Below are 12801 nucleotides of genomic sequence, written 5' to 3' on the forward strand. Positions count from 1 at the left end.
AGCCCGCCGCTGCGGCCCCGTTCCCAACGGACAGCACACGGGCGATTGAATGCCGCACAACCCGGAACGAGGCCGTTCCTCAAGTCGTTCACCCGCCGCGCCCCTCCTGGAGACGGACCTTGCAAGCACCCGTTCGCTATAGCCCGGACGTCGAGAGCCTAAAGCCCGACGAAGACAAGACCATCGAGGGCCTGTGCCGGACCTTCGACACCATCCTCCAGCGGGTCGCCGACGATTCCGGCCATGCCGTCCGCTCGGTCCACGCCAAGTCGCACGGCATCCTCGAAGGGACGATGCGCGTCGAGGCCGGCCTGCCGCCGGAACTCGCGCAGGGCCTGTTCGCCACCCCCGGCGAGCACAAGGTCTACCTGCGGATGTCCACCAACGCGGGCGACATCCTGCCGGATTCGGTCTCCCTGCCGCGCGGCCTCGCCCTGAAGGTGCTCGATGCGCCGGGCGCCCGCCTGCCGGACGCGGAGGGGACCACGCAGAACTTCATCATGGTTAACGGGCCGGTCTTCCAGGCGCCGAGCGCCGACAAGTTCCTCGGCAGCCTGAAGCTCCTCGCCGCCACCACCGACCGGGCCGAGGGCCTGAAGGTGTTCGGCTCCACCGTGCTGCGCGGGGTCAACAAGGCGCTGCAGGCGGTGGGCGTCGAGAGCACGACCCTCGCCTCCCTCGGCGGCGCGCCCAACGTCGATCCCCTCGGCGAGACCTATTACAGCGTCACGCCGTTCCGCTACGGCGACTACATCGCCAAATTCTCGGTGCGCCCCGTCGCCCCGGCGCTGACCGCCCTCACCGGCACAGAGATCGATGCCTCCGGCCGCCCCAACGCCATCCGCGAGACGGTGCAATCCGAGATGCGCGGCATCGAGGGCGTCTGGGAGTTCCGCGTGCAGCTCTGCCGCGACCTGGAGCGCCAGCCGGTCGAGGACCCGACCGTCCAGTGGGACGAGGAGGAGGCGCCGTTCCAGACGGTCGCCACGATCACCGTCGGCCCGCAGGACAGCTGGGACCCGGCGCGGGTGCAGACGGTGGACGAGGAGATGCGCTTCAGCATCTGGACCGGGCTCGACGCCCACCGGCCTCTCGGCAACATCAACCGCGCCCGCAACGCGCCCTACAAGCACTCCGCGCAGTTCCGCGAGCGCTTCAACGGCTGCCCGATCCACGAGCCCGCCGGGCGATAGATCCCTACCCGGACCAGCCGAGCGCCCGGCTGATCGTCCGGGCGGTGGCGCGCACCTCGCCGGTGAGGTGCTCCATCCGCCCGGCATCCATGTACTGCGCCGTGCTCGACACGCTGAGCCCGGCGACGATGGCGCCCGAGGCATCGCGGATCGGCGCCGCGACGCAGCGCACCTCCGGCTCGTTCTCCTCGTGGTCGAAGGCGACGCCCCGCTCGGCGTAGTCGCGCATCCGCGTCAGCCACGTATCGAGGTCGCGGGGCGGATGTGCGCCGCGCGCCTCGCCGACCCGGTAGAAGTCGCGCCAGCGCGCCTCGCCGAGATCGAGGATCAGCGCCTTGCCCAGGCCCGTGGACCAGACCGGCTGGCGCTCGCCCACGCGCGAGCTGATCTCGACGCGCCGCCGCCCCGGGATCTTGTCGAGATAGAGCGCCCACTCGCCGTCGAGGACGCCGAGATGGATCGTGTCCTCGCAGGTCTCCGACAGGCGCTCCAGATGCGGCCGGGCCACCTGCGCCACCGCCATCGTCGCCTGCGCGCGGAAGCCGAGCTCCATCAGCTTCGGCCCGAGCCGGTAGCCCTCGCGCGGCACGAAGGTGAGGAAGCGCCGCTCCACCAGGGCGGCTGCCAGCCGGTGCGTGGTCGAGCGCGTGGTGCCGAGCGCCGCCGACAGGGCCGGCAGGTCGTTCGCCCCCGCCGCCACCGCGTCCAGCACGTCGAGCCCGCGCAGCAGGGTCTGGCTGCCCGATACGGGCTTGGACATTGACGCCGCTCCTCTTCCGCCGCTAACGTCCCATATAGGAAAACGCTATCCCACAATATGGGATTAGGCAAGGGCGAGGGACAGACACACCATGAAGCTTCTGCGCTACGGCCCGGCGGGCCAGGAGAAGCCCGGCCTGCTCGACGGACAGGGCCGCATCCGCGATCTCTCGGGCCATGTCCCCGACATCGACGGGCGCAGCCTCGGGCCGGACGGGCTCGCCCGCCTCGCCGCCCTGGCGCCGGAGAGCCTTCCCGTGGTCGCGGGCGAGCCGCGCCTCGGCGTGCCGGTGGCGGGCATCGGCAAGTTCATCGCCATCGGCCTGAACTACGCCGACCACGCCGCCGAATCGAACCTGCCGATCCCCTCCGAGCCGGTGATCTTCACCAAGGCGATCTCGTCCCTCAACGGGCCGAACGACCCGGTGATGCTGCCGAAGGATGCGGTGAAGGGCGATTGGGAGGTGGAGCTCGGCATCGTCATCGGCCGGCGCGCCGCTTACATCTCCGAGGAGGAGGCGCTGGATCATGTCGCGGGCTACTGCCTCGTCAACGACGTGAGCGAGCGCGAATACCAGATCGAGCGCGGCGGAACCTGGGACAAGGGCAAGGGCTGCGACACGTTCGGGCCGGTCGGTCCCTGGCTCGTCACCGCCGACGAGGTGGGCGACCCGCAGGCGCTGGACCTCTGGCTCGACCTCAACGGCCAGCGGATGCAGACCGGGAACACCCGGACGATGATCTTCACCTGCGCGCACATCGTCAGCTACGTCAGCCGCTTCATGACGCTGATGCCGGGCGACGTGATCACCACCGGCACGCCCCCCGGCGTCGGCATGGGCATCAAGCCGAACCCGGTCTTCCTGAAGCCCGGCGACGTGATGACCCTCGGCATCGAGAAGCTGGGGCAGCAGCGCCAGGACGTGCTCGCCTGGCAGCGGCGGGAGGGCTGAACCATGGCCTACGCGAACCGCTTTCAGGGCCGCCGGGCCATCGTCACCGGGGGCGCCTCCGGCATCGGCCTCGCCGTCGCCGCGCGCCTGCGGGACGAAGGCGCGCAGGTGAGCCTGTGGGACCTGAACGCCGAGGCCCTCGCCACGGCGAAGGACGCGACCGGGGCCGCCGACGTACAGGCCCTCGACATCGCCGATTCCGACGCGGTGGCGCGGGCGATGGCGGGGAGCCTCGCCGCGCTGGGCGGCCTCGACGTGCTGGTGTGCAGCGCCGGCATCACCGGGCCGAACATTGCCGTGAAGGACTACCCGGCGGAGGCGTGGCGCCGGGTCATCGACGTGAACCTGAACGGCCTGTTCTACTGCAACCAAGCGGCCGTGCCCGCCCTGGAGCGGAACGGCTACGGGCGGATCGTCAACGTCGCCTCCATCGCCGGCAAGGAGGGCAACCCCAACGCCTCCGCCTATTCGGCCTCGAAGGCGGCGGTGATCGGGCTGACCAAGTCGCTCGGCAAGGAACTCGCCAAGACCGGGACCCGCGTGAACTGCGTCACCCCGGCGGCGGTGCGCACGGCGATCTTCGACCAGATGACGCAGGAGCACATCGACTTCATGCTCTCGAAGATCCCGCTGGGCCGGTTCGGCGGGATCGACGAAGTCTGCGCGCTGATCTGCTGGCTCGCGAGCGAGGAAGCCTCGTTCTCCACGGGCGCGGTGTTCGACGTCTCCGGCGGCCGCGCGACCTATTGAGGGCGGGCCCCCTCGCCGGGGGGCCGCTGAATTTGGAATTCAAAAAACTGAAGTCATCGCCTGATCTACTGGTATGGACGTACTTTCCGTAAATTGTATAAAAACTTCCATTACTCAGAATAGACTGTAGGTATAGGCATTCTTTAACCCACAGCGTCATAGTATCGCCGAAGCAGCGAAAGCCGAGATGGTCCACGGATCGAGTGCGACTGTCTCTGCGATCTCAGGCGATGAAGGGGACCTCACATCCCCGAAATGACGTTGAATCGACGCATGCCTAAACTGGAAGCAGCACTCCTCGAAGGTAGAAAACGCGAGATTGCGCGCTCAGTGCAGTCGGAGGACGTCCTGACCGGCCGGGTCCTGCTGTCGAACGGCGATGAATATTCCTGTATTGCCCGCAACGTCAGCATTCAATCCGCGGAACTGACCGTCGCCTCAACGATCAACACGGGGCAGGTCGTCGTCTGCTATTTCGATCAGGTCGGAATCCTGCCGGGACGGGCCGTCGCCACGACCTCGACCGGGTTCGTCGTCGCCTTCCAGATCAAGCCGACGCGCCGGGACCGGATCACGGCGCAGCTCGAATGGTGGGAGAAGACCCGCAACGAGGCGACGGAGCTGCGCCGCGCGCCCCGCATCGTCCCCCTGCACAAGGCCGTCGAGGTGCGACTCGGCGAGCAGATCGTCCTGACCGGCACGGTTCTCAACATCTCGATGTCGGGCGCGGCAATCCGCCTCGGCACCCGCGACGGTCCCTTCGTCGGCGCCCGCGTCCGCGTCGGCGAGCGCTTCGCCACGGTGGTGCGGCTCCTCGATGACGGCATCGCCGTCCAGTTCGTCGTGCCCTTCACCTCCGAGAACTTCGACGAGCGTGTCAAACTATGATCACGGCCGACCGTAACGGCAGGGGTCTCCTGTGGCGAACCGACGTCCTGCGCCGCCACTCGATGCGGTTCACGCTCGGCCTCCTCGCCGCGTTCATCGTGCCCTCCGTCCTGCTCTGCGCCCTCCTCGGCCGCGCCTGGGTCGCGTCCGAGCAGGAACGCCTCACGGAGTCCGTCTCCGCGCAGGCCGCGCGGGCGGCGGGCGAGGTCGATCAGTATCTGTCGAGCCACCTCGCGCTGCTCAAGGCGCTCGGCACCTCCCCCGCCCTCGACACGCACGACTTCACCCGCCTGCGCGACCAGATCGGCCAGCTCTTCGCCCCCGAGCGGATCGGGGTCGCCCTGCGCGACGGCGCGGGGCAAATGCTGTTCCGCACCGGCGGGCCGCCGGACGGCAGCACCGGCCCGGGCCTGAGGGCCGGGCGCAGCGAGGTCTCGTTCTCGGACCTGATCCGGCGGGGCAGCGGCGACTACGTCGTGCTGTCCGTGCCGGTGATGCGCGGGGACGCGGTGCGCTTCGTCCTTGAGGCGGAGGTGGACGCCCCGGCCTTCGCCGAGGTCCTGCGGCGCACCGGCCTCGGCCCCCAGCAGCTCGCGAGCCTCGCGGACCGCCAGGGGCGGGTCATCGCCTGGACCGAGGGCGACCCGCCGGCCTACGGCCAGATGATCGCGGGCTTCGCGGAGCGCGTCGGCACGAAGGGCGTCTGGGCCGGAAGGAACCCGCGCGGCCTGCCGGTGCGCATGTCCTACGAGCGGCTGCCCGAGGCCGGCTGGATGGTCAGCGTCGGCATGACCGAGGAGGCGTTCCGCGCGCCCCTCATCCGCTCCACCCAATGGCTCGCGGCGATCAGCGGGCTGATCATCCTCGTCGCGATCCTGCTCCTCGTCCCCCTGGTCCGCCAGCGGCTCGCCTTCCAGCGGGCGGTCGCCGAGGCGCAGGGCCGCCTGCGCCTCAGCGAGGAGCGCCTCGCCCTCGCCCTCGACAGCGGCGACGACGGCCTGTTCGACTGGGACCTCGTGAGCGACGCGGTGTGGCTCTCGCCCCGCTGGTCGGTCAAGCTCGGCTATGCCGCCGACGCGCCGACCCGGCCCGGCGCCCTCTACGCGGAATCGGTCCACCCCGACGACCGCGAGGAGGTGGCCGCGCTGATACAGGCGCATCTGGCCGGCACGATCCCGGCCATCGAGGCCGAGTACCGCCGCCGCTGCGCGGACGGACACTATCTCTGGGTGCTCCTGCGCGCCCGCGTGGTGGAGCGCGACGCGGGCGGCCACGCCCTGCGGATCGTCGGGACGCTCATGGACATCTCGCGCCGCAAGGAGGCCGAGTTGCACGTGATCCATCTGGCGCATCACGATACCCTGACCGGCCTCGCCAACCGCGCCCTGTTCCACCAGCGCCTGAGCGAGGTGCTGGAGCGCAGCCGCCGCGGCTCCGCCCGCTACGCGGTGCTCGCCTGCGACCTCGACCGGTTCAAGGCCGTCAACGACACGTTCGGCCACGCGGAGGGCGACCGGCTGCTCTGCACCGTGGCGGAGCGCATCTGCGCGGTGATGGGCCCGCAGGACACCGTGGCCCGGCTCGGCGGCGACGAGTTCGCGGTGATCCTCGGCGAGGTCCCCGACGACGGGGCGATCGACGCGGCCTGCGAGCGGATCATCGCCGCGATCGGCGCGCCGATGCCGCATCACGGCGGCACGATCGACATCGCGGTGAGCATCGGCGTCGCCTTCGTCTCGGGGGGCGAGGCCACGGCCGAGGAGGTGTTCCGGCAGGCCGACATGGCGATGTACCAGGCGAAGGCGTCCGGGCGGAACACCTACTGCCGGTTCGAGGCCACCGTGCTCACCCGCAACTCGACGCGCGGCCTGCTCGCCCTCGACATGAAGGACGCGATCCGGCGGGGCGACTTCTTCCTCGTCTACCAGCCGGTCCTCGACGTGGTCTCCGGCGCGGTGGTGAGCTTCGAGGCGCTGATGCGCTGGCAGCACCCGACGCGCGGCATGATCTCCCCCGCCGACTTCATCCCCGTCGCGGAGGAGACCGGGATGATCGCCCAGCTCGGCGCCTGGGCCCTGGTGGAGGCCTGCCGCGAGGCCCGGACCTGGGACGAGGACTTGTGGATCGGCGTCAACGTCTCGCCGGTGCAGTTCCGCTGCGGCCTGGAACAGGCGGTGCTGGCCGCCCTCGCCGCCACGGGTCTGCCGGCCGGGCGCCTAAAGCTCGAAGTGACCGAAGGCGTGCTGATGCAGGACGCGGACGGGGCGATCGCCTGCCTGCACCGGCTGCGGGCGCTGGGGGTGCGCATCGCGCTGGACGATTTCGGCACCGGCTATTCCAGCCTGAGCTACCTGCGCCGCTTCCCCTTCGACAAGCTGAAGATCGACCGGGCCTTCATCCGCGACATCACCGAGCCCGACGCCGCCGCGATCATCCGCGCCGTCGTCGGCATCGGCCAGAGCCTCGGCATGAGCATCGTCGCCGAGGGCGTCGAGACGCCGGAGCAGTTGGAGGCGGTGCGGCGCGAGGGCTGCAACGAGGTCCAGGGCTTCCTCTTCAGCAAGCCCCTTCCGGCGGCGGAGGCCCGCGCCTTCGTCGCCAACCGCGCCGCCCGCGCGGCCTGACGGGACGACCCGCCGATGGCACACGCGCCGTTCGACAGCCCCTTGCCCGCCGACGCCGCCATCGACGGGCGCGTGTCGATCGCCGGGCAAGCCGAGGCGGCCTGCCGGGCGCTGTTCCTCGCGCCGGACGAAGCGCTCGTCGCCACGGCGGCGGTGGGCCGGGCGGGGCAGGACGCGATCTGCTACCTCGACGCCATCGGCGCCCTGCCCGGCCGGATCGGCGGACGGCGCGAGGACGGGTTCGTGCTGCACCTGAGCCTGACCCGGACGCGCGCGGCGCGGGTGGCGGCGCGGCTCCTGTGGCAGGCGGAGCAGCGCGGGCGCCCCGTGGAGCAGCGCGGCGACCCGCGCATCGTCCCCCAGCACAGGCAGGTGACGGTGCGGCTCCCCGACGGATCGGCGGCGGAGGGCCGGATCGACAACCTGTCGAAATCCGGCGCCCTCGTCACCCTCGCCGCCCCCGTGCGCCTGCGCGTCGGCGCGGGCGTGACGCTGGGCAAGCGCTACGCCACCGTGGTGCGGCTCCAGCGCGACGCCATCGCCGTGCAGTTCCGCCTGCCCTTCTGCGACGGGACCTTCCACCCCGGCCTCGTCCTGTGAGGCCGAGGGCGGCCACCGTGTCCCACACGCCGATGACGTACGCCCCTCCCCGACTCGACTGAGTCGCGGCGATCAGTATTGCACCGTCGCGCGCATCCCGAGCACCACGGCGTTCTTCACCCGGCCGGCATTGGGATCGCGGGGGTTGGCGATGCCGCCGCCGGGATGGAGCACGAGCTGCGCGTCCGGCTGGAGGGTGAAGCCGGGGACCACCACCGCCTGATAGGTCGCCTCCACGATGCTCTCCGCGCGGCGGCGGGGCATCGCCTGCCCGGTGACGCGGATCATGTCCGTGTCGGCGCGGCGGGCGTCGTCGCCGAGGCGGGCATAGGCGACGCTGAGGCCGACGGTGTCGTCGTCGCGGCCGGGGATCAGGCCCTTGTAGGCGAGGCCGGCGTCGAGATACGCGCTCACGAGGCTCGACCGGGTGGGCGAGTAGGCGGCGCGCACGAAGAAGCCGAGGCCCTCGTCGTCCTTGCCGGTTTCCCGGTAGAGGGTCTGGTCGTAGACGACGTAGATCCCCGCATTGCCGCGCAACGGGCGGCCGATGCCGGTGGCGTTGGGATCGGCGAGCGACAGCCCGGTGATGTCCGTGCGCAGGGAATCGAACCGGCCGAAATGCTGCCAGCCGCCGAGGGTGATGTCCCCCGGCAGTTCCCGCGATCCGGCCTCGGTGTTGTAGGCGTAGGTCGCCTCCGCCACGACGAGGGCGGGGTCGCCCAGGCGGAAATTGGTGCCGGTACGGTTGAGGCGCTGGGCCTCCGGGTCGTCGCCGGGGCGGCTGGCCCCGGCGGGGTCGCCGTCATAGAGGCCGACCTGCAGGGAGAACCCGTTGCCCGGCACGTATTTCGCCCGGATCGCTGGGGTCGCGAGGGGATAGGCGGGCCCGCCGCTCGGCAGGTCGAGGCCGGTGATGGCGGGCCAGCCGAAGGTCGAGTTCACGAACAGCGTCGCGGTCTGGCTGACGAAGAACTCGGTGTCGGCGGCCTGCTGGCCGATGCGCAGGCCGAGGGTGTTGTCGAACAATTGCTGGTCGAGCCACAGCACGTAGAGGCGGCTCGACGGCAGCGCCTCGATCACGCTGACCGGCAGCAGGTTGCCCACATAGTAGCGCGACAGGCCGGTGCCGTGGATGAAGTAGGCGTTGGCATGGATGGTGGCCCCCTCCCAGCCCGCCAGCCGCTCCAGATCGAGGTTGAGCCGCAGGTTCAGCCGGTCCTCCACCGCCGCGCCCCGGCGGACACCCCCGACCGGGTTGCCGAGGACGTCCGCGACGTAGGTCACGCTGTACTCGATGCCCTTTTCCTTCAGGACCGGGCGCAGGCCGAACGGGTCCCCAAACGGACCGAGGGAGGGCTCGATGGAGCGGCTGTAGCCGCCGGAGGCCTGGCTCGTCGTCTCGGGCTGCGAGACGGAGATGCGTGGGTCGCCACCGGCCCCCTCGAAGACCGGGCGGCTCTGTTCCGCCCGGGGCGAGCCGGCACCGAGGAGGCAGAGCCCGAGGACGCCGCCGACGAGGGAGACCCGACCGGATCCGCGCGCGCCGCGCCGGATGGGCATGACGACACCCTCGCCCCGTTCCATGAGGGAAGAGCGTTAGCGCGCGCCGGGACCCTTGCCTATCGCGCGGGCACCACAGGGGGCTCGGCCACGGTGGAGGACCCGAGCGTGATCCGCGTGGGCCGCGACGAACCGAACGGGGCGAAGGCCGGATAGATGCAAACCGACACCGCCAGCACGAGGAGCAGCATCTCCGGCAGCGTCAGGCTGCGGGCGGAGGATGGCGGAGCGGGCTTTTCGGCTTGCACGACACTCCCTCCCGACGACCTGGCGCCCTGAGTTAATCGACCGAAAGTTAATCCTCTCTTTTCAGAGCGTATCTGCGATTGCATCAGCGCCCGAGCGCCAGGGCGTCGTCGCGGATGGCGTCGAGGGTCCGGGTCGGGGTGAGGGCCTGCGGGTCCACGAGGCAGTGGAGCATCGCGGGCAGGCCGGAGGCGAGGGCCCGCTCGAAGGCGGGGGCGAAATCCTCGGTGCGCTCGACCCGCTCGCCGTGCCCGCCGAAGGCCGTCGCCAGGGCGCGGAAATCGGGGTTCCGCAGGCTCGTCGCCGAGACCCGGCCGGGATATTCGCGCTCCTGATGCATGCGGATCGTGCCGTACATGCCGTTGTCGAGCACCACCACGACGATGGCCGCGCCGTATTGCACGGCGGTGGCGAATTCCTGCACGCACATCATCACGTCGCCGTCGCCCGCGAAGGCCACGACGATCCGCTCCGGGTTCATGCGCTTGGCCATCACGGCGGCGGGCAGGCCGTAGCCCATCGAGCCGGAGGTCGGGGCGAGCTGCGTCCCGAAGGCGCGGAACCGGTGGTAGCGGTGGACCCAGGTCGCGAAGTTGCCCGCGCCGTTGCAGATCATCGCCTCGGGCGGCAGGCGCCCGCGCAGCCACAGGATCGCCTCGCCGTACTGGAACGCGCCGGGCTGGGGCGCGGGCGTCTCCGACCACGCGCGATAGGCGGCATGGGCCTCCGCCGCCCGCCCGTCGCCATGCTCCGGCGCGTCGAGGCCGGCGAGCGCCGCACAGAACGGGCCGGGGGCCGACGGGATGGCCAGCAGCGGCTGGTAGACCCGCCCCAACTCCTCCGCATCGGGATGGACATGGACGAGGGGCACGCCGGGCTCGGGGATGCCGAGCAATGTGTAGCCCTGCGCGGGCATCTCCGAGAGCCGCCCGCCGACCATCAGCAGCAGGTCCGATTGCCGGATGCGCTCGACGAGGGCGGGGTTCGGCCCGATGCCGAGTTCGCCCGCGTAGTTCGGGTGATCCGCCGGGAACAGGCCGGCGCGGCGGAAGGAATTGGCGACCGGCAGGTCGAACCGCTCCGCGAAGGCGGCGAGCGCCGCGCTATCGGCGGCCCGCCAGCGGGAGCCGCCGACCAGCACCAGCGGCGCGCGGGCCCGGGCCAGGAGGGCGGCGAGCCTGTCGAGGTCGGCGGGGGACGGCGCCGGTTCGGCGGGCTCGACGCGGGGGGCGTCGCCGACCTCCGCCACCTCGTCCAGCATGTCCTCCGGCAGGGCGACGACGACGGGGCCGGGCCTGCCCTGCATCGCCACCCGGAAGGCGCGGGCGACGATCTCCGGGATGCGCGCGGCCTCATCGATCTCCACCGCCCATTTGGCGAGGTCGCCGAAGGTCTGGCGGTAATCCACCTCCTGGAACGCCCCGCGCCCGCGCATCGACCGGGCGATCTGCCCGACGAACAGGATCATCGGCGTCGAATCCTGGCGGGCGATGTGCACGCCCGACGCCGCGTTGGTGGCGCCGGGCCCGCGCGTCACGAAGCAGATGCCCGGCCGCCCGGTGAGCTTGCCGGCGGCCTCGGCCATCATCGCCGCGCCCCCCTCCTGGCGGCAGACCATCACGTCCACGGCGGCGTCGTGCAGGGCGTCGAGCACCGCGAGGTAGCTCTCGCCCGGCACGCAGGTCAGCCGCTCGACCCCCTGCGCGACGAGTTGGTCCACGAGGATGCGGGCGCCGGTGCGGGGACGATGGGCCGTCATGGATCCCTCTCAACCTGTCTCGATCCCTCGCTGCCACCGTGCGGGCGGCAAAGCAATGCGGGCGGCAAGACTTCGCGAGGGCGGTATTGTCTCGCAGCTGCGAAGAGAAACAGGGCCCGGAACGAGAGATCGGGAAACGTCAGCGAAATCCCGGGCGGGCTCTTGCATCCGGCTACGGAGGGTTTCACACAATGAGACAAAATAAAGAATGACGACATAGTCGAGAGGAAACGCCATGTTCGACAAGGTCGGGCGGATACTATCCGCTGCGGTGACGGCGACGCTCGTTCTCAACGCGTCCGCGCAGGCGGCGGACCCGATCAGGATCGGCGTCATCGCCGAGGCGCAATCGGTGGCGGGGGCCTCGATCCCGCAGGCGGTGCAGCTCGCCGCCGACGAGATCAACGCCACGGGCGGCGTCGACGGGCGGATGATCCAGGTCGTCACCTACGACGACAAGTCCTCGGCGGCCGACGCGGTGCGCGCCTTCCAGCGGGCGGTGAGCGAGGACAAGGTGCAGCTCGTCATCGCGAGCTACATCTCGGAAGTCGTGCTGGCGCTGATGCCCTGGGCGGCGAGGCTGAAGACCCCCCTCATCACGCCGGGCGCGGCCTCGAACGAGATCAGCGTCAACGTCCACAAGGACTATGCGCGCAACAAGTACACGTTCCACGGCTACCTGACCTCGCATGCCCTGGCGCAGGCGGTGTGCGATTCCGCGAAGGAGACCCTGGTCGGGCTCCTGAAGGCGAAATCGGCGGCGATCATGAGCGAGGACGCGGCCTGGACCCGGCCGCTCGACGCCGCCTACCAGGAATGCCTGCCGAAGGCCGGGCTGAAGGTGGTGGAGCATGTCCGCTTCTCGCCGGATACCGGCGATTTCACCCCGATCTACAACAAGATCGAGGCGGCCAAGCCCGATCTCATCGTCACCGGCATCGCCCATGTCGGCGTGCAGCCCACGGTGCAGTGGCAGAACCAGCAGGTGCCCATCGCCATGACCGGCATCAGCGGGCAGGCCACCTCCTCGACCTTCTGGGCCAACACCAACGGCGGCACGCAGGGCGTGCTGTTCGACAGCGTGGCCCTGCCCGACGTGGCGCTGACACCGAAGACGATCCCCTTCACGCAGACCTTCACCAAGCGGTTCGGCGGGGCGCCCTCCTACGCGGGCTACATGGCCTACGACGCGACCTACTACACGGCGGAAGCAATCAAGCGGGCGGGCTCCACGGAGGCCGACAAGCTGATCGAGGCCCTGGAGAAGACCGACTACACCGGCACGGTCGGCCGCATCACCTTCTACGGCAAGGACGAGCCCTTCACCCATTCGATCCAGTACGGGCCGGGCCTGATGACCAGCGTCCTCGGCCAGTGGCAATCGGGCAAGCAGGTGGCGATCTGGCCGGCGAACGTCGCCACGGGCAAGATCGTCCTGCCACCCGCCGTCAAGCCGGCGGTCCAGTAGC

11 protein-coding genes are annotated in these 12801 nt (G+C 70.6%); 7 read left to right on the plus strand and 4 right to left on the minus strand.

Annotated elements, in window-relative coordinates; translation table 11 throughout:
* Nucleotides 1–119 precede the first annotated feature (119 nt).
* On the plus strand, nucleotides 120–1193 hold the full coding sequence (locus ACXJ1Y_RS15605) for a catalase family protein (protein WP_463847098.1): 1074 nt from the start codon (nucleotides 120–122) through the stop codon (nucleotides 1191–1193).
* Nucleotides 1194–1197: 4 nt separating this feature from the next.
* On the opposite strand, the gene ACXJ1Y_RS15610 is transcribed toward ACXJ1Y_RS15605, so the two are convergent.
* Nucleotides 1198–1953 (minus strand): IclR family transcriptional regulator, encoded by a 756-nt coding sequence (locus ACXJ1Y_RS15610; RefSeq protein ID WP_463847099.1) that lies wholly within the window; start codon nucleotides 1951–1953, stop codon nucleotides 1198–1200.
* Between the two features lie 91 nt (nucleotides 1954–2044).
* Here ACXJ1Y_RS15610 and ACXJ1Y_RS15615 point away from each other — a divergent pair, with 91 nt between their 5' ends.
* From ACXJ1Y_RS15615 to ACXJ1Y_RS15635, 5 genes are all read left to right on the plus strand, one after another.
* The gene (locus ACXJ1Y_RS15615; protein WP_463847100.1) at nucleotides 2045–2905 is read left to right on the plus strand and encodes a 2,4-didehydro-3-deoxy-L-rhamnonate hydrolase; all 861 of its coding nucleotides are present in this window, start codon (nucleotides 2045–2047) and stop codon (nucleotides 2903–2905) included.
* Between the two features lie 3 nt (nucleotides 2906–2908).
* Nucleotides 2909–3655: an SDR family NAD(P)-dependent oxidoreductase gene (locus ACXJ1Y_RS15620; protein WP_463847101.1), complete on the plus strand. Its 747-nt coding sequence runs from the start codon at nucleotides 2909–2911 to the stop codon at nucleotides 3653–3655.
* A 330-nt stretch (nucleotides 3656–3985) separates the two neighbouring features.
* On the plus strand, nucleotides 3986–4543 hold the full coding sequence (locus ACXJ1Y_RS15625; RefSeq protein ID WP_463847102.1) for a PilZ domain-containing protein: 558 nt from the start codon (nucleotides 3986–3988) through the stop codon (nucleotides 4541–4543).
* Entirely contained in the window at nucleotides 4540–7167 is a 2628-nt protein-coding gene (locus ACXJ1Y_RS15630) for a bifunctional diguanylate cyclase/phosphodiesterase (protein ID WP_463847103.1), read from the plus strand. Before ACXJ1Y_RS15625 ends, ACXJ1Y_RS15630 begins: the two co-directional genes overlap by 4 nt.
* Nucleotides 7168–7182: 15 nt before the next feature.
* A complete protein-coding gene (locus ACXJ1Y_RS15635) occupies nucleotides 7183–7767 on the plus strand; it encodes a PilZ domain-containing protein (RefSeq protein WP_463847104.1) in 585 nt (194 codons plus the stop codon).
* 72 nt (nucleotides 7768–7839) lie between these two features.
* Here ACXJ1Y_RS15635 and ACXJ1Y_RS15640 read toward each other — a convergent pair whose 3' ends face one another.
* From ACXJ1Y_RS15640 to ACXJ1Y_RS15650, 3 genes are all read right to left on the minus strand, one after another.
* Nucleotides 7840–9327 carry a carbohydrate porin gene (locus tag ACXJ1Y_RS15640; protein ID WP_463847105.1) on the minus strand — a complete coding sequence of 496 codons (1488 nt, stop codon included), beginning with the start codon at nucleotides 9325–9327 and terminating at the stop codon, nucleotides 7840–7842.
* Nucleotides 9328–9386: 59 nt separating this feature from the next.
* A complete protein-coding gene (locus ACXJ1Y_RS15645; RefSeq protein WP_463847106.1) occupies nucleotides 9387–9575 on the minus strand; it encodes a hypothetical protein in 189 nt (62 codons plus the stop codon).
* 83 nt (nucleotides 9576–9658) lie between these two features.
* Complete coding sequence (locus ACXJ1Y_RS15650) at nucleotides 9659–11332, minus strand: thiamine pyrophosphate-binding protein (RefSeq protein ID WP_463847107.1); 1674 nt, start codon at nucleotides 11330–11332, stop codon at nucleotides 9659–9661.
* Between the two features lie 235 nt (nucleotides 11333–11567).
* Here ACXJ1Y_RS15650 and ACXJ1Y_RS15655 point away from each other — a divergent pair, with 235 nt between their 5' ends.
* Nucleotides 11568–12800: an ABC transporter substrate-binding protein gene (locus tag ACXJ1Y_RS15655; protein ID WP_463847108.1), complete on the plus strand. Its 1233-nt coding sequence runs from the start codon at nucleotides 11568–11570 to the stop codon at nucleotides 12798–12800.
* Nucleotide 12801 lies beyond the last annotated feature (1 nt).

Source organism: Methylobacterium sp. TK26 (assembly GCF_055361565.1).

What these genes read in the sequence shown, in the direction of transcription:
- ACXJ1Y_RS15610 (WP_463847099.1), bottom strand. Translation starts at nt 1,953, where the DNA reads ATGTCCAAGCCCGTATCGGGCAGCCAGACCCTGCTGCGCGGGCTCGAC.
- ACXJ1Y_RS15615 (WP_463847100.1), top strand. Translation starts at nt 2,045, where the DNA reads ATGAAGCTTCTGCGCTACGGCCCGGCGGGCCAGGAGAAGCCCGGCCTG.
- ACXJ1Y_RS15620 (WP_463847101.1), top strand. Translation starts at nt 2,909, where the DNA reads ATGGCCTACGCGAACCGCTTTCAGGGCCGCCGGGCCATCGTCACCGGG.
- ACXJ1Y_RS15630 (WP_463847103.1), top strand. Translation starts at nt 4,540, where the DNA reads ATGATCACGGCCGACCGTAACGGCAGGGGTCTCCTGTGGCGAACCGAC.
- ACXJ1Y_RS15635 (WP_463847104.1), top strand. Translation starts at nt 7,183, where the DNA reads ATGGCACACGCGCCGTTCGACAGCCCCTTGCCCGCCGACGCCGCCATC.
- ACXJ1Y_RS15640 (WP_463847105.1), bottom strand. Translation starts at nt 9,327, where the DNA reads ATGCCCATCCGGCGCGGCGCGCGCGGATCCGGTCGGGTCTCCCTCGTC.
- ACXJ1Y_RS15650 (WP_463847107.1), bottom strand. Translation starts at nt 11,332, where the DNA reads ATGACGGCCCATCGTCCCCGCACCGGCGCCCGCATCCTCGTGGACCAA.
- ACXJ1Y_RS15655 (WP_463847108.1), top strand. Translation starts at nt 11,568, where the DNA reads ATGTTCGACAAGGTCGGGCGGATACTATCCGCTGCGGTGACGGCGACG.